Origin of the sequence: uncultured Shewanella sp. (assembly GCF_947495455.1) — a bacterium.
In the GTDB taxonomy this organism is placed as follows: Bacteria; Pseudomonadota; Gammaproteobacteria; order Enterobacterales; family Shewanellaceae; genus Shewanella.
On sequence record NZ_CANLZC010000043.1, the window covers coordinates 18,678 to 43,024 of the forward strand.

At 41.8% G+C, this 24,347-nt stretch carries 20 protein-coding genes and 1 pseudogene; 13 read left to right on the plus strand and 8 right to left on the minus strand.

Annotated features, from left to right (window positions below; all coding sequences use genetic code 11):
- Window positions 1-12: 12 nt before the first annotated feature.
- Together Q0791_RS12500 and glpD are read right to left on the minus strand one after the other, a co-directional pair.
- Window positions 13-369 (minus strand): hypothetical protein, encoded by a 357-nt coding sequence (locus Q0791_RS12500; protein WP_299006736.1) that lies wholly within the window; start codon window positions 367-369, stop codon window positions 13-15.
- A 443-nt stretch (window positions 370-812) separates the two neighbouring features.
- Window positions 813-2,366 (minus strand): glycerol-3-phosphate dehydrogenase, encoded by a 1,554-nt coding sequence (gene glpD / locus Q0791_RS12505; protein WP_299006739.1) that lies wholly within the window; start codon window positions 2,364-2,366, stop codon window positions 813-815.
- 382 nt (window positions 2,367-2,748) lie between these two features.
- Here glpD and Q0791_RS12510 point away from each other — a divergent pair, with 382 nt between their 5' ends.
- Complete coding sequence (locus tag Q0791_RS12510; protein WP_299006781.1) at window positions 2,749-4,311, plus strand: M28 family metallopeptidase; 1,563 nt, start codon at window positions 2,749-2,751, stop codon at window positions 4,309-4,311.
- A gap of 149 nt (window positions 4,312-4,460) precedes the next feature.
- On the opposite strand, the gene Q0791_RS12515 is transcribed toward Q0791_RS12510, so the two are convergent.
- Complete coding sequence (locus tag Q0791_RS12515; RefSeq protein WP_299006742.1) at window positions 4,461-4,832, minus strand: diacylglycerol kinase; 372 nt, start codon at window positions 4,830-4,832, stop codon at window positions 4,461-4,463.
- Window positions 4,833-5,095: 263 nt separating this feature from the next.
- Here Q0791_RS12515 and Q0791_RS12520 point away from each other — a divergent pair, with 263 nt between their 5' ends.
- Both Q0791_RS12520 and Q0791_RS12525 read left to right on the plus strand, forming a co-directional pair.
- Window positions 5,096-5,974: a DNA ligase gene (locus Q0791_RS12520; RefSeq protein WP_299006745.1), complete on the plus strand. Its 879-nt coding sequence runs from the start codon at window positions 5,096-5,098 to the stop codon at window positions 5,972-5,974.
- Between the two features lie 2 nt (window positions 5,975-5,976).
- A complete protein-coding gene (locus Q0791_RS12525; RefSeq protein WP_299006748.1) occupies window positions 5,977-6,450 on the plus strand; it encodes a low molecular weight protein-tyrosine-phosphatase in 474 nt (157 codons plus the stop codon).
- A 55-nt stretch (window positions 6,451-6,505) separates the two neighbouring features.
- Here the strand turns inward: Q0791_RS12525 and ylqF are convergent, their stop codons facing one another.
- Window positions 6,506-7,447, minus strand: coding sequence for a ribosome biogenesis GTPase YlqF (gene ylqF, locus Q0791_RS12530; protein ID WP_299006749.1), 942 nt, complete (start codon window positions 7,445-7,447; stop codon window positions 6,506-6,508).
- 106 nt (window positions 7,448-7,553) lie between these two features.
- Window positions 7,554-8,393 (minus strand): 2OG-Fe(II) oxygenase family protein, encoded by an 840-nt coding sequence (locus tag Q0791_RS12535; RefSeq protein WP_299006751.1) that lies wholly within the window; start codon window positions 8,391-8,393, stop codon window positions 7,554-7,556.
- Between the two features lie 315 nt (window positions 8,394-8,708).
- Between Q0791_RS12535 and Q0791_RS12540 the strand changes: the two are divergent.
- A pseudogene (locus Q0791_RS12540) lies at window positions 8,709-9,632 on the plus strand (bifunctional methionine sulfoxide reductase B/A protein).
- Between the two features lie 60 nt (window positions 9,633-9,692).
- Here the strand turns inward: Q0791_RS12540 and Q0791_RS12545 are convergent.
- A complete protein-coding gene (locus tag Q0791_RS12545) occupies window positions 9,693-11,252 on the minus strand; it encodes a SulP family inorganic anion transporter (RefSeq protein ID WP_299006753.1) in 1,560 nt (519 codons plus the stop codon).
- A gap of 125 nt (window positions 11,253-11,377) precedes the next feature.
- Window positions 11,378-15,322, minus strand: coding sequence for a ribonuclease E (gene rne / locus Q0791_RS12550; RefSeq protein WP_299006756.1), 3,945 nt, complete (start codon window positions 15,320-15,322; stop codon window positions 11,378-11,380).
- 602 nt (window positions 15,323-15,924) lie between these two features.
- Here rne and rluC point away from each other — a divergent pair.
- Complete coding sequence (rluC, locus tag Q0791_RS12555) at window positions 15,925-16,908, plus strand: 23S rRNA pseudouridine(955/2504/2580) synthase RluC (protein WP_299006759.1); 984 nt, start codon at window positions 15,925-15,927, stop codon at window positions 16,906-16,908.
- An 81-nt stretch (window positions 16,909-16,989) separates the two neighbouring features.
- Here the strand turns inward: rluC and Q0791_RS12560 are convergent, their stop codons facing one another.
- Window positions 16,990-17,571: a nucleoside triphosphate pyrophosphatase gene (locus Q0791_RS12560; protein WP_299006761.1), complete on the minus strand. Its 582-nt coding sequence runs from the start codon at window positions 17,569-17,571 to the stop codon at window positions 16,990-16,992.
- A 377-nt stretch (window positions 17,572-17,948) separates the two neighbouring features.
- On the opposite strand from Q0791_RS12560, the gene yceD reads away from it, so the two are divergent.
- From yceD to fabF, 8 genes are all read left to right on the plus strand, one after another.
- A complete protein-coding gene (gene yceD, locus Q0791_RS12565; protein WP_299006765.1) occupies window positions 17,949-18,473 on the plus strand; it encodes a 23S rRNA accumulation protein YceD in 525 nt (174 codons plus the stop codon).
- A gap of 17 nt (window positions 18,474-18,490) precedes the next feature.
- On the plus strand, window positions 18,491-18,661 hold the full coding sequence (gene rpmF / locus Q0791_RS12570) for a 50S ribosomal protein L32 (protein WP_020913118.1): 171 nt from the start codon (window positions 18,491-18,493) through the stop codon (window positions 18,659-18,661).
- Window positions 18,662-18,676: 15 nt separating this feature from the next.
- Window positions 18,677-19,705 carry a phosphate acyltransferase PlsX gene (gene plsX, locus Q0791_RS12575; protein ID WP_299006768.1) on the plus strand — a complete coding sequence of 343 codons (1,029 nt, stop codon included), beginning with the start codon at window positions 18,677-18,679 and terminating at the stop codon, window positions 19,703-19,705.
- A 10-nt stretch (window positions 19,706-19,715) separates the two neighbouring features.
- The gene (locus Q0791_RS12580; RefSeq protein WP_299006770.1) at window positions 19,716-20,675 is read left to right on the plus strand and encodes a beta-ketoacyl-ACP synthase III; all 960 of its coding nucleotides are present in this window, start codon (window positions 19,716-19,718) and stop codon (window positions 20,673-20,675) included.
- Window positions 20,676-20,701: 26 nt separating this feature from the next.
- Window positions 20,702-21,628 (plus strand): ACP S-malonyltransferase, encoded by a 927-nt coding sequence (gene fabD, locus Q0791_RS12585; RefSeq protein WP_299006772.1) that lies wholly within the window; start codon window positions 20,702-20,704, stop codon window positions 21,626-21,628.
- 9 nt (window positions 21,629-21,637) lie between these two features.
- Window positions 21,638-22,384 carry a 3-oxoacyl-ACP reductase FabG gene (gene fabG, locus Q0791_RS12590; protein WP_299006774.1) on the plus strand — a complete coding sequence of 249 codons (747 nt, stop codon included), beginning with the start codon at window positions 21,638-21,640 and terminating at the stop codon, window positions 22,382-22,384.
- A 163-nt stretch (window positions 22,385-22,547) separates the two neighbouring features.
- Window positions 22,548-22,781 carry an acyl carrier protein gene (gene acpP / locus Q0791_RS12595; RefSeq protein WP_298769490.1) on the plus strand — a complete coding sequence of 78 codons (234 nt, stop codon included), beginning with the start codon at window positions 22,548-22,550 and terminating at the stop codon, window positions 22,779-22,781.
- 193 nt (window positions 22,782-22,974) lie between these two features.
- Complete coding sequence (gene fabF, locus Q0791_RS12600; protein WP_299006776.1) at window positions 22,975-24,213, plus strand: beta-ketoacyl-ACP synthase II; 1,239 nt, start codon at window positions 22,975-22,977, stop codon at window positions 24,211-24,213.
- Window positions 24,214-24,347: the final 134 nt, after the last annotated feature.

A 24,347-nucleotide genomic window follows, 5' to 3' on the forward strand; every position in this document is an offset into this window, starting at 1 on the left:
CATTGATGTTATTTATGGTGGTGTTGGCACTAATGGCCCTCCATGAGGTCCATGTCCACCATGAGGCCCAGGTCCGCCATGAGGTCCAGGCCCAGGTCCACCATGGGGTCCAGGCCCAGGTCCACCATGGGGTCCAGGCCCAGGTCCACCATGGGGTCCAGGCCCGCCATAGGGTCTTGGATAGGGGACGGGAGCCGGAGGTGGAGCAGGATGAGGGACTGGGTATAGGTAAGGTGCTGGTGCCGGTGGCGGGACAACAATTGGAATAGGTAAAACAAAGGGAAAAGGAAAAGGATGAGCCACTGTTTTTGTTGTAAAACAGAATGCTAAGAGCCCATATATGATAATGAATTTGATTAATTTACACATGTTAGCCACGCCCACGCTATAAAACACGATATTATTAAGTATAGTCAATAAAGAATAGAGCAGCCTATATAACCAGAATTAGGAATAACGAGTGTCAGAAAATCATTAAATATGACTTTAAATCAAATCGTTATTCTATGTGTTCATTTCTTATTGAATTGTTTATTTGTTAAGTGATGATATTTTGTCGATATCTAAGCGAGGGCTGGCATCAAATAACCCGATATTTGTAGAAACCACAATACAGATAAGGGATATAATAGCGGTATTTAGCGGCGCAGTTTTAATCCGAGTTTAGTTTATATCAGTTCTAATTATGAGCAACAAAAACGTGCTAGCTTGGGGCTAGCGCGTTTCAATATATTGATACGAAAAATACTGAGACTGAGGGATTGAGCGAGTGCAACTGAGCCTAATTGGTAATCGATCCCTCATATATCAATTTAGCCATATTTCAACAGAGGTTCAGGGACTACCTTGGGGGACTTATTTGTGAGGTACTCTGCGAGACGTTGCTGTTCGAGATCGCTTAAATATAAGCCTAGTTTACTACGGCGCCAGAGAATATCTTCTGCGTGTACAGCCCATTCATTGTCAATTAAATAGTCGATTTCTGCGGCATAAAGATCGGCGCCAAAGTGCTCGCCAAGATCGCTTATCGAAGTTGTGCCAACAAGAAAATTGAGGCAAAGCGTGCCGTAACTGCGCGTCAAGCGGACTAGCATTGATTGAGGCAACCATGGAAAGTGAGTGCGTAATTGTGTCTCAAATGCTGATTTAAAATCATTGGCATAGGTTGGTACATTATCAAGATTGTCTGCACCTGGCAAGGGTGCATTCGCGGTCCATTTATCTCCCATATGCTCATAGTAAGGAGTCAGTTTTTTCATAGCTGTTTCGGCTAATTTTCGATATGTGGTTATTTTACCACCAAAAACAGAAAGTAACGGGGCTTTAGCATTGTCATCTTCAATTTCAACGGTGTAATCACGAGTGATAGTTGAAGCCTTATCAGATTCATCATCACATAAAGGCCTAACGCCTGAAAAGCTGGAAACGATGTCGTCAGTGCTAATTTGTTTCACAAAATGTTGATTGACGAGTTTAATCAGGTAGTCTTTTTCTTCATTTGAAATGACCACTTTACTGGGATCGCCCTGATATTCAACATCTGTTGTACCGATAAGTGAGAAGTCGTTATGGTAAGGGATCACAAAAACAATACGTTGATCCTCATTTTGTAGAATATAAGCTTCTCTTTCATCATGGATTTTAGGCACAATAATGTGACTTCCTTTGATGAGGCGTATTCCATGAGCAGGTTTTAGGTTTAAGCCTTCTTTAATAAATGACGCAACCCAAGGGCCTGCAGCATTGACTAATCCTTTGGCATAAATACACTTTTTTTCAAGTGTTAGTTTGTTTTCGGTATGAATTTCCCATAAGCCATTTTTGCGTTTTGCGCTGATGCAGCGGGTTTGAGTGGCAATATTAGCCCCTTTATTACGCGCTTCGATGGCATTGAGAACAACTAGCCTAGCATCATCAACGTAACAATCTGCGTATTCAAACCCTTTTTTAATGTTGCTTTTCAGCGGACTGTTTTGGTTAAATTTGATGCTTTTGGAGCCATTGAGTGTTTCTCTTTTACCTAAAAAGTCATATAAGAATAATCCCGCTCTGATCATCCATGCAGGGCGTAAATGGGGTTGGTGGGGAAGACGAAAGCGAAGAGGCGAGACAATATGGGGGGCCTTTTTAAGCATGACTTCTCTTTCTTCTAGGGCCTCTTTGACTAATCGAAACTCATAATGTTCTAAGTAACGTAATCCTCCATGAATAAGCTTACTGCTTGCAGAAGAGGTGGCTTGCGCTAAATCGTTTTGTTCACAGAGAAAGACAGATAAGCCACGTCCGGCTGCATCGGCAGCAATCCCTACGCCGTTAATCCCGCCGCCAACGATGAATAAATCAACTGCCTCTTGTTTCTTGGTCATTTATGGCCCCTTAAATGTCTCTGTTGTGTGTTTAATAGAAGTATTGAACTATTTATTGTCGTCAATGGACTCATTAAGTAAGAGTATAATATAAAATGTTCGCTTTGTTGTGTTTTAATGTTCAATTTAACGTGAAGTAGTGATTTTTTCAATCCACTTCGAACTTTTTCGAACATTTATATTGTTGAAGAAAGTGTTTGTTCAAGAAACGTTTGAATTTTATAGGGTCTCGTTTTTAGCAAATGACTAACATGTCAAAAAATAGGAGTTAATTGTGTCGCTATTTTTGTGTTAGCGTATCGAGATTGTTGATTAGGTGTAGTAGGGAGAAGTGAACGTGGGTCAAAAAATAGTGATTAACTTAATAGCGAGTATCATTTTGTTGGCTAATACGGCATTTGCGTCAGAGAATGGCATAGAAGAACAAGTTGATTTGACGCGATATAAGCAAGATCTTAGTCAATTGGCGAGCGATCGATTTGGTGGAAGAGGGCCCTTATCGGCAGGGGAGAAGTTAACGCTTAGTTATTTAGTCAAACGCTTTAAAGAGATGGGATTAGAACCTGGGTTTGCTGATAGTTATTTGCAACCTGTGCCATTGGCTAAAATCACACCAGAAAAGGGAATGTTATTAAAAGTTGGAGGTAGTGTTTTTAAAAATGGTCGTGATTTTACGGTACGCACAGAGCGTATGGATAAACAGATCAAGCTGGAGCAGAGTGAGCTTGTCTTTGTAGGATATGGTATTAATGCGCCTGAGTATGATTGGAATGATTATGAAGGGATTGATGTTAAGGGTAAAACAGTCATTATTCTTGTCAATGATCCCGGTTTTGCGACTCAGAATCCTCGATTATTTAAAGGCAAGGCTATGACTTATTATGGGCGCTGGACCTATAAATATGAGGAAGCGGCTAGGCAAGGGGCTAAGGCTGCATTTATTGTTCACGAGACTGAGCCTGCAGCCTACGCTTGGTCAGTGGTTGAAAACTCTAACACGGGGAGCAAGTTTACTTTAGTGGATGATGATGATAATCAAGATAAATTAGCCTTGATGGGGTGGGTACAAAAAAATGTCGCGATGCAGCTTTTTACTCAAGCTGGGCTTGACTATCATAAAGAAAAAAGGAAAGCCAAAAAAAGAGACTTTAAAGCGCGTTCATTAGCACTGAAAGCCAATTTAACCTTAAATAATCAAATTGAAAGAGATGAATCTTATAATGTACTGGCTTTGCTACCAGGTCGTCAACGTGCTGAAGAAATGGCAGTGTTACAAGCGCATTGGGATCATTTAGGCACAGTGATCGATGCTGATGGTAATCAGCATATTTATAATGGCGCAGTGGATAATGCCAGTGGAGTGGCAGGTGTGCTGGAGTTAGCAGGGATCTTTAAGCGTATGTCACTGAATGAGTCTTTTGAACGTTCGATTTTATTTGCCTCATTTACGGCGGAGGAAACCGGACTCATTGGTGCTCAACATTTTGCATTAAATCCGCCTGTGCCATCAAAAAATGTGGTGGCTTTTCTCAATATTGATGGCATGAATGTGAATGATGAAGTGGGTTATATACTGCGTTATGGCGATGGAGTGTCGACATTAGAGCAGGATTTAGCCATTGCAGCAAAAGCACAAGGTCGAATTGTGAAAGGCGATCCGCGTCCAGAAAATGGATTACTGTTTCGTTCTGATCATTTTGCCTTGGCTCAGCAAGGTATTCCTGGATTATTGTTTATGAGTTTGGGTGATACGGATCCTGATTATATTGCACATAAATACCATACTGAGAAGGATGATTTTTCATCAAACTGGTCACTCGGTGGCGTGAAGCAAGATTTGGGGCTGATCGGCAGTATATTAGCTAAATTAGCCAATAATAATGATTGGCCTAAATGGATAGAAGCGTCAGATTTTAAAAAACGGCGTGCTGAAGAGGGTCGTTAAAAACAGCATGAATACTTTTGAGGATGCTCAATAGCGAGTATTGAATCGTTTCAACATCGACTTTGATTTCGTAATCAAACATTATCATCTTGTGATAATATAAAATGAAATGGGCAGTAAATAGCCTCTGTCCATTTGTCCGTTGACAATTATAATAACCAATGACCTAAGATGATTGCCCATGTGATCCCACATAAGACTAAACTCATAAAAACAGCCGCAGAGGCAATATCTTTTGCTTGACCACTTAACGCGTGGTGTTCACTGCCGACTCTATCGACAACAGCTTCAACGGCTGAATTGAGTAATTCTGTGATCAGCACAATGAAAATGGTTATGATCAGCAAAAGCTTTTCGATGATGGAGACATTAATCAGCAGCGCCGTAGGCAGTAAAATAATGGCAAGCACTAATTCTTGTCTAAAAGCGGCTTCATTTTTCCATGCTGCTGCGAGTCCTTTCATTGAGATCCTTGTTGCTTTAACGATACGTGTCATACCTTGTTTATTGCCCGGTTTCATAACAGCCTTTTTAAATATTGGTAATGTGAATATTTCATTAAGAATAACAAATTTAGGTCTTACTGGGAAAAATTAAGCCATTAAGGGGTTAAGTGGCGAGAGTAGGGCATAAAAATCAGTTGAATACCAATTTGGTTCATACTTATTGAAGAACCCGCTAAAAATAGCTTTAATCAATATGACGAAAAAGAGCAAAGATTAATCTTGATGACCGTACTATTCTTGTTAATTAGATTGGTTGATGATCAGGGAATGAACACAAGATGATTAAAGTATTATTTCTGTCGATAGCCCTGTTTTACACCATTTCGCTTGCAGCCAATGAAAGCAGCGCGCTTGAGGTTAATAAATCGGCTTGGCGTCCACCCATTCAATTGGCAACAGAGTTAAAAGGGTCGATCGAAATTGCAGATTATCTTGTCAGTGAAAAACTCGATGGTATAAGAGGCTACTGGACGGGAGTCGATTTTTATACTCGTACTGGCAAGCGGATCTCAGTCCCTGCTTGGTTCAGCGAGGATTTTCCTTCCTACCCGTTAGACGGTGAATTGTGGTTAGGACGGGGAAATTTTCATAAAATGCTCAGTGTGATCAAGCAGAGTCAAGCCGATCCACAATTATGGCAGTCAGTTCGATTTATGGTTTTTGACTTACCCACTTTCAAGGCTCCTTTTGAGGAGCGCTATGCTCGCATGTTGTCATCGCTGACAGCACGTTCTCCCTATTTAAAGGTCATTCCACAGTTCAGTGTGGACTCTCAAGCTCAGCTGAACACATTATTAGATGAAGTGTTGGCTAAAGGCGGTGAAGGGTTAATGTTGCATCATAAAGAAGCCCTATATAAAGTGGGCAGGAGTTCGCAAATAGTTAAACTCAAGCCCCTTTATACTGGGAGTGCTAAAGTGGTGGGGTATCAGGCTGGAAAAGGGCGTTTTAAAGGTATGATGGGGGCGTTAGTTCTGCAGCTTCCCACTGGGCAAGAGTTCAAATTAGGAACAGGTTTTAATGATGCACAAAGAATGCATCCACCTAAAATAGGATCCCAAGTCAGTTATGAATACCGAGGTCTCACTCATAAGGGGATCCCCCGTTTTGCTAGCTTTATTCAAGAAGGGACTGGAAAAATCCATGACAAGGAATAAAAATGATTAAATCTATTTTACTCGTGTGTATGGGCAATATTTGCCGTTCACCGACGGCTGAAGCCATTTTTAAGGCGAAAAGCATTCAGAACGAATTGGATATTTTTATTGATTCAGCAGGCACGTTAGCCTACCACCAAGGTTCACAGCCTGATCATCGAAGTGTAATAGCGGGGAACAGGCATGGTTACCAGTTTGAGGATATGGTTGCCAGACAAGTCAAGGAGCAAGATTTTGAGCAATTTGACTTGATATTGGCAGCGGATGAAAATAATCTTATTGATTTAAAATCAATTTGTCCTGAAAAACATCAACATAAATTGAATCTGATGATGGCACTATCTCCTTTTGATGATAAAAATGTGCCCGATCCTTATTATGGCCCTGGTGATGGTTTTGAAATTGTGATTGGGCTACTGGAGCAGAGTGCAGAGCAATGGCTTGATTTTATTAAGTCTGAGTCACAGGTAAAGTAGCTGGAGTTGCAGTAGAGTAAGCTCTACTGCTTAAAGAAAATAGAGAGGATAGTGGTTAGGTATTATGGCGTTTTCCTGAGCGCTTCAATTTCTCTTGCTCTCGTTTTAATGCTTCTTTTTCCGCCTTTTCGGCTTGTATTCTTGCCACTTCTGCTTTTTCTATCTCAGCCATTTCTGGTGTTTCAAGAGACAGTAAGCCTATTTTTCCTGAGCGGAATTCATGTAATAGCAATTCTGACACTTTATGTAAATCAATATGCCCACCAGGTCTTAATGCGCCGCGTTTACGGCCAATGGCTTCCAGTAATTCAATATCGGTTTCAGGTAAGCTTTTGAGTTTGTAACGCTCGTGAATGGCTTGAGGGTAGGCTTTTAAAAAGTATTCAGCGGCAAACATTGCCACATCTTCATATTCCATTGCGGTATCTTTAATGGCACCTGTGACAGCTAAGCGATAGCTGCTGGACTCATTGTCGACTTTGGGCCATAAAATGCCTGGAGTATCTGACAATACAATCCCATTTTTAAGGTTGATGCGTTGTTGGGTTTTGGTGACGGCAGGCTCGTTACCGGTTTTCGCTATGGTTCTTCCCGCTAGGGTATTGATAATTGTTGATTTACCAACATTGGGGATCCCCATGATCATAGTACGTATGTCTTTTTCAATTTTATTACGGCTTGGCACAAATTTACGACAAAGCTCAGGGATTTTTTTGACTTGACTTGCTTGTAAGGTGCTGATGGCCATGGCTTTGACACCTTGTTCTTGTTCTAGATATTCAATCCATAGCTGCGTTGTTTCAGGATCCGCTAAATCGGATTTATTGAGTAACTTGATACAGGGGCGATCACCTCTAAGTATCTGTACCATGGGGTTTTCACTGCTATAAGGAATACGAGCATCAAGCACTTCGATGACTAAATCGACCTGAGGCATGACCTCTTCGATTTCTTTACGTGCTTTGTGCATGTGTCCTGGATACCACTGAATGGCCATGTTGAGTTACCCTGCTGATAATAAACGAATGTAATGATTTTACCTTGTTAGCGTGATTGACCACAAATAAAAAGCGCCTAAAGGCGCTTTTTATTCAGTTGATTGATTAAATAACGCCTAATTCCCGTAAACGCTCTTTTAAATACTCATCGGCAGTGTATTTTTCAGAAAGAACGACATCAGGATTAGGGTGTAAGAAAAGGGGCAGAGAAATACGAGATTTACTCATGTCACTGCCTTCTGGGTTAACCACTCTGTGAGTGGTTGAAGGAAAATATCCACCAGAGGCTTCTTGCAACATATCACCAATATTAATGATAATATTACCAAAGTCACTGGGGACATCGAGCCAGCTGCCGTCTTTAGTTTGAACTTGTAATCCTGGTTCGTTAGCTGCGGGTAGTACGGTCAATAGGTTAATGTCTTCATGGGCTGCTGCACGAATAGCGCCGACTTCTTCGTCACCAGACATCGGGGGGTAATGCAGTATGCGTAATAGTGTTTGCTGACTGTTTTCAATCATTTTTTCTAGCGCAATAGAATACTTCTGTGAGACAAAGTCTGGAGAGTATTGTTCAACCCATTTAAGTAATTCTGATGCTAGCGCATTCGCATGTTCATAATAAGTGGTGATGTTTTTTCGTAAAGACGCTGGGATCCGTCCATTGGGATAGACATGATAGTATTCTTTAATGTCTTTAACTTTATGGCCTTTAGCGGTTTCTGATACGCTAGCAGGGAAAAAGCCGTCTTGTGTTTCTGGTTTAAATAAATAGTCGTTTTTTTCATCGCTATTGAAAAATGCTTGCCATTCTTTATAGATAGTTTCAACAAGCTCTTGACTAATCGGATGGTTAGAAAGTACACCAAACCCCGTTTCTCGTAAAGATTTTACAAATTGCTCAGCGCTATTGGGCGCACGGTAGTCTATCGTTTCTAGTTTCATAATGCCGTGTTCTTATTCTATTATACAGTTTATTATTTTATTCTTTACCTATGTAACCATGTTAAATTAATTTGAGTATTAACCTTAATTTAAGCAAGGTCTTCGGCTATTTTACGCTGTTTCTTATTAGATGGATAGTGCTTGATATGCGTACGCTTGTTAATCATGGGAAGATCTTTTATTCTTTGCAAAAAAAGTTGAAAGAATATATTGATATTAAAGGTCTTTTTTTGATGATGCTGAGACTGTTTCTTTAGTGTTATGCGGGTATCGTTTGTCTGTGAGAAAGAAGGATTTATTGGAGAAATCAAAAGCATGAGAGAATTAACCGATGCTGAAAAAAATGTCATTGAGCAAAAAGGCACTGAAGCCCCTTTTAGCGGAGAGTATTATTTACATGATGCGATAGGGACTTATCATTGTAAAAAATGTGATAGACCTTTATTTCGTTCGACAGATAAGTTTAATGCTCATTGTGGTTGGCCTGCATTTGATGATGAAATTGCAGGTGCAATAAAGCGTGTGCCCGACAGTGATGGTCAGCGTACTGAGATTGTCTGTCAACATTGTGGTGGACATTTAGGACATGTGTTTGAGGGAGAAGGCTTGACTGATAAAAATACGCGTCATTGCGTTAATTCTATCTCAATGACTTTTAAAGGTGCTGATTAAATGAAGGATCAAACAAGAACGAACAATGGTGCGAAACTTGAGGTTGCCACATTTGGCGGCGGGTGTTTTTGGTGTGTGGAAGCCATTTTTTCATCGATTAATGGTGTGTTATCGGTACAATCGGGTTATTGTGGTGGTGAGGACAAAGATGCTACTTATTCAAGAGTATGCTCAGGTGAAACTGAGCATGTTGAAGTCTTAGAAATTACTTTTGATAGTTTGAGCATTAGTTTTAATGAGTTATTAACTGTTTTTTTTCACAGTCATAATCCGACCACATTAAATCGTCAAGGTAATGATATAGGCAGGCAATATCGCTCGGTTATTTTTACCCATACTGATGAGCAAGAAACAGCTGCACTAGATGCGATTGAAGCGTTAAACGAGCAAGGTATATGGCCTGATCCCATTGTGACTCAGGTTGAACCAGCGACGGATTTTTATCCAGCAGAAGATTATCATAATGCGTATTTTGCCAAGCATGGCGAAGAACCCTACTGTGCAATAGTGATCAAACCAAAATTAGAGAAGATACAGAAAGCGTTTCCAGAGTATTTAAAGACTTAATCAATATGACTTTTATGGTAAAAGAATAGCGAGTCAAGGACTCGCTATTCTTGTGCTTTTTTATGCTTTGACTTTATCGACCGCGACTTTGTAGTTGGGATCTTCAATGGAATTAACTTCTACTAAATCGCCAGCCTTATGCAATAACTTTTTACAGTCGTTGCTTAAATGACGTAAGTGTAAGCGTTTACCCGCATTACCATAACGTTCGGCTAAGGTATCAATGGCGTCGAGGGCTGAATGATCGCACACTCTTGACTGTTGAAAATCAACAATCACGTCTTCAGGATCGGATTGAGCATCAAACAATTCTAAAAATCCAGCCGTAGAACCAAAAAAGAGAGGACCATTGAGTTGATAAACTTTCCAGCCATTTTGATCTTCACGAATGTTAATGCTGATATGTTTAGCATGTTCCCATGCAAACACGAGTGCAGACACAATGACTCCGACAAAAACGGCGACGGCTAAATCCGTAAAGACAGTCACAATTGTCACTAGGGCTATGACAAAAGCATCATGCTTAGGTACTTTACGCATGGTTTTAAAACTTGCCCATTCAAATGTGCCTAATACCACCATGAACATCACGCCAACCAGTGCAGCAAGTGGGATCATTTCAATAAAAGCTGAGCCGAATAAAATGAAGGCTAAAAGCGCTAACGCTGCGGTGATCCCAGATAAACGGCCACGGCCACCAGAATTAATATTGATCATGGATTGACCTATCATGGCGCATCCCCCCATGGCTCCAAAAAAGCCACTGGTGATATTAGCAACGCCCTGTCCCATACACTCTTTGTTACCTTGTCCGCGAGTGCCTGTCATCTCATCAATCACAGTCATTGTAAGCAATGATTCAATTAAGCCAACAGCTGCAAGAATAATGGAGTAAGGCAAAATAATCGATAAGGTATCGATATTAAAAGGCACAGAAGGAACGGAGAAGCTAGGGAGGTTACCTGCAATAGTCGCATTCATGTCTCCGCTCATGGAACGCAGAAAGTCCAACACATTACGAGTATCTAAATCCATGAAAACAACAATGAGTGTCACTGTTAATATCGCGGCTAATGATGAAGGGATCGCCGTGGTTAATTTAGGGAGAAAATGAATAATCAACATGGTCAGTGCCACAAGCGCTAACATGGTGATCAGTTGACTTTGGGGAAGCCAAGTTAAGACACCATTTGCATCGGGTACTTTAAATTGTCCCAGTTGTGCAAGAAAAATGACAATAGCTAATCCATTGACGAACCCCATCATAACGGGATAGGGAACGATGCGAATGAATTTACCTAATTTAAACAGTCCTGCGCTAACTTGTATTAAGCCTGCTAATACGACGGCAGCAAACAAATATTGGATACCGTGTTCGGCAACTAATGCCACCATGACAACAGCCATGGCACCTGTTGCGCCTGAGATCATACCAGGTCGTCCACCAATAAGTGCGGTGATCAGTCCCATAATGAAGGCGGCATATAAACCGACCATAGGTTCTACGCCAGCAACAAATGCAAAAGCAACAGCTTCAGGCACCAAAGCAAGGGCAACGGTTAATCCTGATAGAATATCTGCTTTATGGCTGGTCGTTTTGTGACGAATAAGTTCGAACATTTAACCTCTGTTGTAAATTTATTGGTTGAATTATTTTGGCCGCGCATACTAACAAATAATCGGCAATAAGGATATGAAAAAGCCATGCAAGTTTGCATGGCTTTTTGACTTAGCGTATTTGCTGATTAAGGTTTAGCAATATCTGCAGTGACACTGTTCGCTGTTTTAGCTTGTGGAGCGACAGAGTTTGTTGCTGAAGGTTTATATTGCTTCCCTTCAGGCGTGGCAACTTCTTCTCTGTTGTCAACGACAGGTTTAGTCGTATCAGATGAGATCATAGTACCAAAGCGACTATGGGTGACAGTCGATGGTTCTGGCTTGATTTGGGCCTGATTATCAGTGTGCTCAGCATGGATAGTCACCTTCTTTTCAGCCATAATGACATTGTCAGTGAGATTAACTTCTGTAGCCATTGGAGTGGCGGGCTTTGTCATCGGCGATTCTGCTTGATGTGAGACTGTTTTAGGCTTCACTGGGGCTGCTGAATTATTATCAACTGTGTTAGCTATAGGAGAATCAGTTTTATCTTGATTGCTCTCTACTTCAGGTGTTGATGGCTCAGCTGTTGATGGCGCCAAGACTGATTGAGCATAGACTGCATTTTGCGCCTCAAGGTTTTCGGTATTGGCAATCTCTTGCTCCGTTTCTAGGTTATCAAGCTTAGTGACCTTGTCTTCACTTTGTGTGGTGACATGAGTGTTTGCTTCAATCTGCTTGACTGGAGTCGTATTCGGCTCAGTTAACACGGCATCGTGTAGGGTTGTTTTTTTGTCATCAAGGATCAGATCTGGCTGACTCTCAGGGATGATGGCCTCAGATGATGGTGTCTTTTGTGCTGCTTTTACAGAGGGACTGTGGGCAGCAGCTGTTGACATCAGCTTTGCGGGTGAAACCGGAGCGGAATGGCTGGTTACTTTCGCAGTGCGTGTGACTTTCCTTGGTTTTGTTGTTTTTTCATCAGAGGCAGCTTGTTGGCTTGTTGTTGGCTCCGATGTACTTGTATCAAGAGATCTTCCTTCAGGCGCTTTAGCGACTTCGGGCGATCGAACACTCGGAGACGTAGCAACAGCTGCACTGGTACTGGCACTAGTGACTCTGCGTTGTTGAGAAGGCTTGACTGCTTTTTCTTCCTTTTCACTCTGTTTATTTTCAACTTCTGTGGATATTGTTCCGTTATCGCTATTCATCGCTAAGGTGTCAATATTGTTTTCAGAGGAAGCGAAGGTGTCTGTTGAATGACCAGAGATTGCTTTCTCATCAGACACGTTTTCTTCTGAAAGTGAACGAGAAGCTTCATCAGTAAGGCTCTTGTTCATGGTACCTTCAGGGCGCTGAGTAGGGTACTGGACTTGCGGAGAGAAAGCACCTGAACTGGCAATGCCAGAAGCGGCAGACTCTGATTGACTCTCATTAGATTCAATGAAATGCGTCACAGGTGCCTCATCGTGGGATTGATGAGTGGGTTCTGTTTGCGACGTACTTTCATCGCGACGACGGCGTTGTCCAGCTGCTCTTAAGTGACGCGGGCTGCGACGACTTCTGCGTTGACCTTCTTTAGTTTCCTTCGTTCCTTGAGCATCTTTAGCCGTAGGTGCATTGGCATCAATGATTACAGGAGCTTCAGAAGTGACCTGTTCTGGGGCGATACTCGTGTCAATGGATAACGCAGTTTCAGTTTGTGCTTCGCTTGTAGTGGAGTTCACCGCTAGCGATGCCTTATCTGATGCTATTGCCACTTTGCGTTTATTTTGCGATGTTTCTTGAGCCGTTTGTTGCTTAACAGGCGCATTATTTACTGGCGCATTATTTTGTTTAGCCGTTTTGTTTATTGGTTTTTCAATTGCCACAGGAGTATTGACCGCTTGATTGTCGGTGGCAACATTTTCTTGAGCTTGAGCTTGAGCTTGAGCTTGAGTTTTAGGTTTGGCTTTGCGTGTTTGACGCTTAGGTTTAGTGTTTTTATCCTCTTGAGCAGTATTGGTTACAGGTGCAACTTGTGCTTCTGCTTTTATCGCCTCATTATTGTTTTGCTGTTCATTACTGACACGCACTTTACGGCGCATATTACGACGCTGTCGGCGTTCTCTAGCGACTTCTTGTTTTGGCTGTTGTATTACGCTTGTTTCGGTTGTGCTGTTTGTGTCTTCACTACGCTGTTTACGTGTTTTATTGTTGTTACGGGCCGTCTTGTTGAGTTCATTTTTATCTTTGTTATTTCGGCTATCATTTTGACGGTTGCTTGTTTTGTCTTTATTTTCAGTGCGGCGATTGTCATTACGACGACTGTTTCTATTTTGATTATTACGCTGCGTTTTATTCTGATTTTGACGTTTTTTATTCTTGTCAGTTTGGCTCTCTTTGGGGGTGTCACTGCTGAATAATCCACTTAATGCCGATAACATACGGGAAATAAGCCCTGGTTGGCTGGCTTTTTTCGTCGCTTTAGCGTTCGTTTTTTGAGTGGTGTTATTCGTCTTCTTTTGAGAAGAAAAACCTTTTAAAGCAGGCTCTTGTGGGGCTGCTCGTTCAAGTTTACGCGGCTCGTACAGTTTTGCTTCAGGTTTTTCAAGCAATTTATAGCTTGATTCACTGATTTGATCGTCTTTGCGGTGACGTGACACACGGTAATCTGGTGTGGTCATGTTAGGATCGGGGATCACATACACTTCGACATTATGACGTTGTTCAGTAATACGAATGGCTTTTCTTTTTTCATTTAATAAGAAAGCTGCGACATCAACAGGAACGACGGCTTCGATTTGTGAAGTATTTTCTTTAATCGCTTCTTCTTCCATTAATCGCAGAATGGATAAAGCCAATGATTCAGTGCCTCGAATGGTACCTTGACCGTGACAACGTGGGCATAGGTGTGCAGCAGACTCTTCAAGAGAAGGACGCAGTCTTTGACGTGACATTTCCATTAAGCCAAAACGTGAAATGCGGCCCAATTGTACTCTGGCTCTGTCATGATGCACGGCATCTTGCATGCGTTTTTCAACTTCACGTTGATGGCGAACAGGGGTCATATCGATAAAATCGATGACCACTAATCCACCTAAATCACGTAAACGCAATTGGCGTGCGACTTCATCAGCAGCTTCTAAATTCGTATTCAGTGCCGTTTCTTCAATATCACCGCCTTTTGTTGCACGAGCGGAGTTAATATCAATGGATGTTAACGCTTCGGTTGGGTCGATGACAATTGAACCACCAGAGGGCAGTCTGACTTCTCGTTGAAAAGCTGATTCTATTTGCGTTTCAATTTGAAAATGAGTGAATAGAGGCACTTCAGCTTCATAACGTTTAATACGTTCAACAAAATCTGGACGAACAAGGGCGACATGCTCTTTGGCTTGCTCGAAAATACGAGGGTGATCGATGAGGATTTCACCCACATCACGACGTAAATAATCGCGAATGGCACGAACAATGACATTGCTTTCTTGGTGGATTAATACTGGTGCTTTGGCATTTTCGGCTTCATCTTTGATGGCCCCCCAAAAATCGAGGAGGACTTTGAGATCCCATTTCAATTCTGATGGGTCTTTGCCTACCCCTGCAGTACGTACGATTAACCCCATGCCTTGAGGCACATCCAGCTCAGCCAGTGCGGCTTTGAGTTCTGTTCGCTCATCGCCTTCAATTCGACGAGAAATGCCACCTGCTCGAGGATTGTTAGGCATTAAGACTAAGTAAGAACCTGCTAAACTGATAAAGGTGGTCAGTGCTGCGCCTTTATTGCCTCGCTCTTCCTTATCAATTTGAATGATGACTTCTTGGCCTTCTTTCACCACTTCTTTTATGTTGGGGCGGCCTTGAAAGGAGTAGCCTTTAGGAAAATATTCTCGCGCAATTTCTTTAAGGGGAAGGAATCCATGACGTTCTGCACCATAGTCAACAAATGCCGCCTCTAATGAAGGTTCGACTCGCGTGATGGTGCCTTTGTATATATTGGCTTTTTTCTGTTCGTGGCCAGGGCTTTCAATATCAAGATCATAAAGTTGTTGCCCATCAACGAGGGCGACGCGCAACTCTTCTGATTGAGTTGCATTAATTAACATCCGTTTCATGATAACGTAATTCTTCTTTAATAAGGGTCATGAAACGCGAGTACATACTCTGCATTACGGGCCTAGTTTATGTTATTCGTGCCTCACGGCAAGGTGCTAGGCAAAGGTGCGCATACCTGTTAGACGCATTCACTGCGTGTCGCATCCTATTTATGGCTTATTTTTAATGGTTACAAAAACAAGGAATTCGTTGTAAAACGTCAACCAACCCCATAAATTCTTCAATATCTGTCCAGTAATGCCAAATCGACGTACTTGCGCTTAATAACAAGTTTAAAATTAATGTTCGAATTTGGAGCTAGAATAAAGAAAAACCACATATTAAGAAGTGGATTCTTACCCCGTTTAGTCGTGAAAGCACACTTTAATGGCTTTTGATTGATACAACGACTTGCAAATCAATAATTTGCTACAAGTATAAAAATAATTTTAGGCTCTTTATCTAGGCTAGCAATACAGAGGAAAGGATAAGTTTTTATCAAACTTTCTTCCATATTTGTGCGGTAAATATAGCAATAATGAAGAAATTCATCAAATGTAAAGGCACAATTCTTTTGTGTATGTTGTACAATATGCGCCATAGATAGACACTATGGCGTATCATGACTAATTCAACTCCTATTTCAGACTCTAATTTAGCACAAAAAGTAACGGTGAAGTTAATAACGATCGACGAAGATTACGCCGGGCAAAGAATTGATAACTTTTTATTAACTCAATTAAAGGGCGTGCCTAAAAGTATGATTTATCGAATCGTGCGTAAAGGGGAAGTGCGAGTTAATAAAAAGCGTATTAAGCCTGAATATAAATTGCAAGATGGGGATATTGTCAGAGTACCACCTGTGAGGGTGTCTAAAACCGATGCTCGTCCTGGACCAAGTGCGAAGTTGACTAAGGTTTCTCAGCTTGAATCTCGTATCGTTTATGAAGATAAATTCCTTATCGTGATGAATAAACCGGCAGGCATTGCTGTTCATGGTGGTAGTGGTGTTGATTTTGGTGTTATTGAAGCCATGCGTTCCTTGCGTCCCCAACAAAAGTTTTTAGAACTAGTGCATCGATTGGATAAAGATACATCTGGCCTGTTATTAATTGCTAAAAAACGGAGTGCATTAAAGCACTTGCATGATCAATTACGTTTTAAAAAGATGCAGAAAGATTATCTGGCCTTAGTGCGTGGTGCTTGGCAGGCTCATGATAAAGTGGTTAAAGCGCCGCTGTTAAAATTGACCTTAAAGTCCGGTGAGCGCATTGTGAGGGTTAATAAAGAAGGTAAAGCATCCGAAACACGATTTAAAATCATGCAGCGATACAGTGAATGTACGCTTGTTCAAGCCAGTCCTGTTACTGGGCGGACCCATCAAATTCGAGTGCATTGTCAATATACAGGGCATCCTATTGCTTGCGATGATAAATACAGTGAACAAAAATTTGACGATGCAATGCGAGCGCAAGGGCTCAATCGTTTATTTTTGCATGCGGCGCAACTTAAGTTCATTCATCCCGATACTGAAGAGGTGATGCAAATGAAAGCGCCACTCGATGATGTATTAGAAAGCACATTGAAACAGCTTAACAAAGTGTAGCCTTTGGCTATTGAGCTTACCGAGTGTGATCCTTTGTGTGATCGGTAAGCTTTTTTACAGGACCCTGTATTGATTACTTTTTTATAAGCAGTCAATACCTTGCTTGGCCAATAAATCAATTAGACTTATCAAGGGTAACCCGATAAGGGTATTTGGATCTTTTCCTTCCAAACGCTTAAAGAGAGCAATACCTAATCCTTCACTTTTAAAGCTTCCCGCACAATGAAGGGGTTGTTCTTGATGGATATAGTGTTCTATTTGTTGCTGGCTGAGGGTGCGAAAGTGCACAATGAAAGGCTCAACGAGCGAATCCATCCTTTGTGTCTTAATATTATAAACGGCAAGTCCAGTGTAAAAGGTGATGGATTGTCCTGATGCTTGTTTGAGCTGCTGTATTGCATTATCAATGCTCAGAGGCTTTCCGACTATTCGGCCATTGATCACCGCAACTTGATCGGATCCTATCACAATGCCGTCATCGAAGGTGTGTTTTGCACTGCGTGCTTTTTGCTCGGCCAATCGTTGAACAAGTTGCTCTGGGAGTTCGTGGTCAAATGGGCTTTCATCAATATTGGGATCATAGGGGGTAAAAGGGATGTTGAGCTTATTGAGTAAAGCTTGCCTGTATGGGGATGTGGAGGCGAGAATGATAGCTGGATTCATGTTAAGGCTCAGTCAGTGGATGATGATTGAATCCTATTGTCCCTAAAATATCAATTGCACTGCAAGTTATTCAGTAAAAGAATGCTATTGATGGATGTTTTTTATTGTCATTGGGGTGTTTAAAAATTATCTTCTCGCCGAAAAAAGTGAATGACATACCTTAAAAAGGTTGAACTTGAACCTAAATTTTGCGAAAAAAGCACTAACCGTGGTTATTTTAAGCGTAATGACTTGAGTAAACGGGGAGTCTTGGGTAAAATTTGAGATCAGTCAATTTTAATCTTAGAGTGAGAACAAAAATAAAACGAGCTTAATTTATGAGCAAGTGTGATTTTTCTTTTGACTCTATGGATTTCAAACTATAATATGCGCGCCTTATGCAAACAGTAAAGATACCGGTTTCAATTGATCCCGTTCGCGCTGCCACAAGCGGGCTTTCTTATGAAGGCATTGTTTCTGGTAAGCAGTTAAAGCGATTAAATGAATTATGTGCCGGCGACTGTTCCGATGTAGCAGTGTCGATTGAATGTGGTGAAGATATACAGGGGATAGTCTACCTAAAAGGGAAGGCTGTGACGGAGCTCACTCTGCATTGTCAACGTTGCATGACACTTTTTACTACAGAGGTTACGGTCGAATTTAGTTTTGGCCTTTGTAAGAGCAAAACTGAAATCGATGAGCTCCCGGATGCGTATGAGCCTATTGAGTGCAATGAAATTGGCGAAGTTCGTCTGCATCAATTGATAGAAGATGAATTGATAATATCTATGCCCCTCATTGCAATGCATGATGACGAAAACTGTCATCTTGGTGGTAAAGATATTGTGGTAGGCGAGATAGAACCCGCTCAACAGGAGCGTCCAAATCCGTTTGCAGTGTTAGAAAAACTGAAGAGCAAGTAATCTAGGAGACAGGGCCAATGGCTGTACAACAGAATAAAAAGTCACGTTCAAAGCGTGGAATGCGTCGTTCACATGATTCTTTGAGCACAGCTCAATTATCAGTTGACGCGACTAGCGGTGAACTTCATCGTCGTCACAATGTGACTGCAGATGGTTTTTACCGTGGTCAAAAGGTTATCAATAAGTAATTAGTTGATAACTTTATGACGAGTCTGACGCTTGCGTTAGATGCAATGGGAGGTGATTTTGGGCCTTCTATTACAGTGCCTGCTACTTTGCAGGCACTTCGTCTTCATCCCCAGTTAAATATCATTTTGGTGGGCGATGAAACGCAAATTACCCCTTTATTACATCATGTATCCCCTGCTGTTGGTAATCGTATTACTGTTCGCCATACAACAGAAACCGTTGCTATGTCCGATCAACCTGTTTTTGCCTTAAGACATCGCAAGCAAAGCTCGATGCGATTAGCTCTGGAAGCCGTGCAGGAAGGAACCGCCCAAGCATGTGTCAGTGCTGGTAATACGGGGGCATTAATGGCGATGTCGAAAGTATTGCTAAAAACCTTACCGGGTATTCACAGGCCAGCATTGGTCAGTTGCTTGCCAGCAGTCAATAAAACACCTGTTTACTTACTGGATTTAGGGGCAAATGTTGCCTGCGATGCACACGCGTTAGTGCAGTTCGCAGTGATGGGGTCGGTACTGAGCGAAGTGGTTGATGATACATCTTCGCCTAAAGTGGCATTGTTGAATGTTGGGGTTGAAGAATTAAAAGGTAATGAGCAAGTGCAAACTGCCGCCCAGTTGCTTCAAAAAATACCACACATTAATTATGTAGGGTTTATAGAAGGTAATGATTTATATTCTGGTGACGTGGATGTGATTGTTTGTGATGGTTTTGTGGGAAATATTACCCTTAAAACATCTGAAGGCATTGCACGTTTACTGGTTCAGCAGCTTAAGAAAGGATTAACTCAGGGTTTTTTTGTTCGATTTCTCGCCAAACTTATCGCACCACGTATTCGTTCTGTGTTAAATCAAATGAACCCCGACCACTATAATGGGGCAACTCTGTTAGGATTGCGCGCAATTGTAATAAAAAGTCATGGAAATGCAGACGAAGCAGCTTACCTCAGAGCCATTAATGTAGCCGTGACAGAAGCGCAACGCCGACTCCCTCAGATGATAAAACAACGTCTCGAGTCGATCCTTTTAGACACTAAAAGCTGAAAAAATCCTTATGCATACAAAAATTCTCGGTACTGGTAGTTATTTACCCGTACAAGTACGAAGCAATCAAGATCTTGAAAATATGGTTGAAACTTCAGATCAATGGATTGTTGAACGTACTGGTATTTCTGAAAGAAGAATTGCCGCAGTCGATGAATCAGTAACGACTATGGGTTATCAAGCGGCATTAAAAGCCATTGAAATGGCTGGCATAGAAGCCAGCGAGTTAGACATGATAGTTTGTGGTACAACCAGTGCAACCCATGCTTTTCCTGCTGCTGCTTGTGAGATCCAAGCAAAACTCGGTTTACATACTATTCCTGCTTTCGACATTGCAGCAGCATGCTCAGGCTTTGTTTATGCCCTTTCAGTGGCAGATCAGTATGTGAAATCAGGGGCGGCAAAAAAAGTATTAGTGATTGGTGCTGATGTATTATCGCGCTTGTGTGACCCAGATGATCGTTCTACTATTATTCTTTTTGGTGATGGTGCAGGTGCTGTTGTTGTGGGCGCATCGAATACGCCAGGTATTTTATCGACCAGTATTTATGCTGATGGGCGCCAAGGGGATTTGTTGAAGTCTGCTATTCCAACTCGTGGGCAATCTGTCGATGATGTGAGTGACTACATGCAAATGAAAGGCAATGATGTTTTTAAAGTTGCAGTGACGAAATTGTCACATGTGGTTATTGAAACGTTGAAACAAAATAATATTGAAAAGTCAGATATTGATTGGCTTGTGCCTCATCAAGCCAATTTTCGTATCATCAAGGCGACAGCAAAAAAATTAGACATGAGTCTGGATAAAGTCGTATTAACCTTAGCCAAACATGGTAATACTTCAGCAGCTTCTGTGCCTATTGCATTAGATGAGGCAGTACGTGACGGGCGTATTCAACGTGGTCAAATGTTATTACTTGAGGCATTTGGCGGTGGATTTGCTTGGGGTAGTGCGTTGATCCGCTTTTAACTAGAAATGAATAATAGGAAGAGATAATGGAAAAGACGGCTTTTGTGTTTCCTGGCCAAGGCTCTCAATCTGTGGGAATGTTAGCCGAGCTGGCAACAGAGCATCAGATTATTGAACAGACCTTTAGCGAAGCAAGTGATGTATTAGGTTACGATTTGTGGGCACTGGTGCAAGAAGGTCCAAGCGATACATTGAACGAGACGGATAAAACACAACCAGCATTATTAACGGCTAGTGTGGCGATTTGGCGTGCTTATACACAAACTCAAGCGGCATTACCTTCAATACTAGCGGGTCACAGTTTAGGTGAGTATTCGGCGTTAGTCTGCGCTGGCGTGATAGATTTTGTCGATGCAGTGAAGCTGGTTCAGCTTAGAGGCAAGTTAATGTTAGAAGCTGTGCCAGCAGGTTCTGGTGCCATGTATGCCATTATCGGTTTAGATAACGACAGTATAGCTGAGGCTTGTGATGAAGCATCACAAGGTGCGATTGTCAGTCCTGTGAATTTTAATAGTCCTGGGCAAGTTGTCATTGCGGGTGAAAAAGAAGCGGTCGATCGCGCTGCGGTTTTATGCAAAGAAAAAGGCGCTAAAAAAGCCATGCCACTTGCCGTGAGCGTACCCTCACATTGCGCATTAATGAAGCCTGCGGCAGACAAATTAGCCGAAGCGCTTGCAGATATTGAGTTTAAAACACCGTCTATTAAGGTGATTAATAATGTGGATGTTGCGGTCTCTCAGAGTGGTGAAGCAATAAAAGATGCCTTAGTGCGTCAGCTTTATTGCCCTGTTCGTTGGACTGAAACCGTTGAGCATTTTGCACAAGATGGCATTGATCGTTTGTTTGAAATTGGACCTGGAAAGGTTTTAACGGGATTAACAAAACGTATTGATCGTTCTATTTCAGCACAAGCGATAAATGATGTCGCTTCTTTCTCAGCATTGACTGAATAAGGAATTTAAATGAGTATTCATTGTGATTTATCAGGGCAAGTTGCATTAGTAACGGGTGCAAGCCGTGGTATTGGACGTGCAGTGGCAGAAACGTTGGTTTCGGCAGGCGCTGTCGTGATTGGTACTGCAACCAGTGAGCGTGGCGCTGAAGCAATCCAAGCTTACTTGGGCGATAAAGGCCATGGTTTAGTGTTAAATGTGACGGATGCACAGTCTGTAACGGAACTTTTTGCTACTATCAAAGACAAAGTCGGTGAAGTTAATATTCTTGTTAATAATGCGGGAATTACTCGTGATAATTTGTTAATGAGAATGAAGGATGATGAGTGGCAAGATATTGTTGATACTAACTTAACGTCTTTATTTAGAACATCTAAAGCAGTTATGCGCCCAATGATGAAAAAACGTGCGGGTCGTATTATCAATATTGGTTCTGTTGTTGGTACAATGGGAAATGCTGGGCAAACCAATTATTCAGCGGCGAAAGCTGGATTGATTGGATTTACTAAATCACTCGCAAGAGAGGTTGCATCTCGTCAAATAACAGTGAATGCTATTGCACCTGGATTTATTCAGACTGATATGACAGACGAGCTGACGGAAACGCAACAAGAAGCTATTATGTCACAAGTGCCAATGGAAAGATTAGGAAAGCCACAGGAAATTGCTGATGCTGTTCTCTTTTTAGCGTCAGATTCGGCAGCCTATATCACGGGTGAAACACTCCATGTCAATGGCGGCATGTACATGGTATAAAAACACCGAGTAGACAATTATTGAAAATTTTGGTGGTATTTTATATCCATTTTAGGCTAAATTTGTGGTTAGACCACACAAGTTAAGCTTGCATTGTCAGCGAATTTCAATAAAATACTCATAATCTTACGCACGAGCGTAATTTGAATAGGAAAGAAAACTAATGAGCAACATCGAAGAACGTGTAAAGAAAATCATCATTGAGCAACTAGGCGTTAAAGAAGAAGAAGTTAAATCAGCAGCATCTTTCGTTGACGATTTAGGCGCAGATTCTCTAGACACTGTTGAGTTGGTTATGGCGCTAGAAGAAGAGTTTGATACCGAGATCCCTGATGAGGAAGCTGAAAAGATCACTACTGTTCAAGCAGCGATCGATTATGTTTCTAAGAATCAGTAATTAGAATTCTGAGAAAACAGGCGGCATTATTGCCGCCTGTTTTTGTTTCTGTCTATGATGGTGATGGGTCATCAAGTCAAATTTTATTCTCATTTCCATTTCTTAATGCTTCCGCCATTCTAGGCAATGTAGATTAATAGTATGTACTCGTTATACTATTGTTATTTTCCAACCAAATGATGAAGGTGACAAGGTGTCTAAACGTCGTGTAGTCATAACAGGCTTAGGCTTAGTTAGCCCTGTAGGTAATACTGTAGATTCTTCCTGGAAAGCATTAATTTCAGGTAAAAGTGGTATTGCGCCTATTACTAAATTTGATGCGAGCGAATATTCGACTCGCTTTAGTGGTTCAATAAAAGATTTTGATGTTGAGCAATACTTATCGCGTAAAGATGCGCGTAAGATGGATTTATTTATCCAATATGGTATGGCTGCGAGTATACAAGCTGTTACTGATGCTGGCCTTGAAATGGAAACACTGGATCCTAGCCGTGTGGGCACTGCCATTGGTGCTGGTATGGGGGGAATGCCACTTATCGAGCAAAATTTTGCGGCGTTATCTAAAAGTGGGCCGAGAAAAATTTCCCCGTTTTTTGTCCCTAGCACGATTATCAATATGATCGCTGGGCACTTGTCGATTAAATATGGCATGAAAGGACCAAACTTTGCAGTAACAACGGCTTGTACAACCGGCGTCCATAATATCGGGTTTGCTGCGCGTACTATTGCCTATGGTGATGCAGATGTGATGGTGGCTGGCGGGGCTGAAGATGTGACTTGTCCATTAGGTGTGGGCGGATTTGGTGCAGCGAAGGCATTATCAACTCGTAATGATGATCCTCAAGCGGCGAGTCGTCCTTGGGACAGAGACAGAGATGGCTTTGTTATTGGTGACGGTGCCGGTGTCATGGTCATGGAAGAGTATGAGCATGCTAAGGCTAGAGGAGCAACCATTTATGGCGAGCTGGTTGGCTTTGGGATGAGCGGCGATGCGTTTCACATGACCTCTCCGCCAAGTGATGGTGAAGGCGCTGCTGCGGCCATGGTTAATGCTATGAATGATGCAAAAATTAATCGAGAATTGATTGGTTATATTAATGCCCATGGTACATCCACGCCTGCAGGTGATAAAGCTGAAGCTGCAGCAGTGAAGTCAACCTTTGGTGAGCACGCCTATGACTTAATGGTGAGCTCAACAAAGTCAATGACAGGCCATTTATTGGGAGCGGCTGGTGCGGTTGAAGCAATCGTGACTTTGCTTGCGTTAAAAGATCAAATTATTCCACCTACGATCAACTTAGATAATCCCGATGAAGGTTGTGATTTAGATTTCGTGCCCCATACAGCAAGAGATCATCAATTTGACTATGCGCTTTGTAATTCATTTGGGTTTGGTGGAACCAATGGATCATTGCTCTTTAAAAAAGCCTAATATGATAGACTGTATGGTTTAATATTGTGTTATAGGTTTAAAAAGCGCTCAGTGAAGTAATGCCGATCATTTAACGATTTATTGATCGGTTGACTGATCGTTTAAATGCGTCAAAATCCGAGTCCTATCTCTAG

Bases quoted from the DNA above. Each gene is read 5' to 3' on its own strand.
- Q0791_RS12500 (WP_299006736.1), bottom strand. From the start codon at position 369: ATGTGTAAATTAATCAAATTCATTATCATATATGGGCTCTTAGCATTC.
- glpD (WP_299006739.1), bottom strand. From the start codon at position 2,366: ATGACCAAGAAACAAGAGGCAGTTGATTTATTCATCGTTGGCGGCGGG.
- Q0791_RS12515 (WP_299006742.1), bottom strand. From the start codon at position 4,832: ATGAAACCGGGCAATAAACAAGGTATGACACGTATCGTTAAAGCAACA.
- Q0791_RS12520 (WP_299006745.1), top strand. From the start codon at position 5,096: ATGATTAAAGTATTATTTCTGTCGATAGCCCTGTTTTACACCATTTCG.
- Q0791_RS12525 (WP_299006748.1), top strand. From the start codon at position 5,977: ATGATTAAATCTATTTTACTCGTGTGTATGGGCAATATTTGCCGTTCA.
- ylqF (WP_299006749.1), bottom strand. From the start codon at position 7,447: ATGGCCATTCAGTGGTATCCAGGACACATGCACAAAGCACGTAAAGAA.
- Q0791_RS12535 (WP_299006751.1), bottom strand. From the start codon at position 8,393: ATGAAACTAGAAACGATAGACTACCGTGCGCCCAATAGCGCTGAGCAA.
- Q0791_RS12545 (WP_299006753.1), bottom strand. From the start codon at position 11,252: ATGTTCGAACTTATTCGTCACAAAACGACCAGCCATAAAGCAGATATT.
- rne (WP_299006756.1), bottom strand. From the start codon at position 15,322: ATGAAACGGATGTTAATTAATGCAACTCAATCAGAAGAGTTGCGCGTC.
- rluC (WP_299006759.1), top strand. From the start codon at position 15,925: ATGACTAATTCAACTCCTATTTCAGACTCTAATTTAGCACAAAAAGTA.
- Q0791_RS12560 (WP_299006761.1), bottom strand. From the start codon at position 17,571: ATGAATCCAGCTATCATTCTCGCCTCCACATCCCCATACAGGCAAGCT.
- yceD (WP_299006765.1), top strand. From the start codon at position 17,949: ATGCAAACAGTAAAGATACCGGTTTCAATTGATCCCGTTCGCGCTGCC.
- rpmF (WP_020913118.1), top strand. From the start codon at position 18,491: ATGGCTGTACAACAGAATAAAAAGTCACGTTCAAAGCGTGGAATGCGT.
- plsX (WP_299006768.1), top strand. From the start codon at position 18,677: ATGACGAGTCTGACGCTTGCGTTAGATGCAATGGGAGGTGATTTTGGG.
- Q0791_RS12580 (WP_299006770.1), top strand. From the start codon at position 19,716: ATGCATACAAAAATTCTCGGTACTGGTAGTTATTTACCCGTACAAGTA.
- fabD (WP_299006772.1), top strand. From the start codon at position 20,702: ATGGAAAAGACGGCTTTTGTGTTTCCTGGCCAAGGCTCTCAATCTGTG.
- fabG (WP_299006774.1), top strand. From the start codon at position 21,638: ATGAGTATTCATTGTGATTTATCAGGGCAAGTTGCATTAGTAACGGGT.
- acpP (WP_298769490.1), top strand. From the start codon at position 22,548: ATGAGCAACATCGAAGAACGTGTAAAGAAAATCATCATTGAGCAACTA.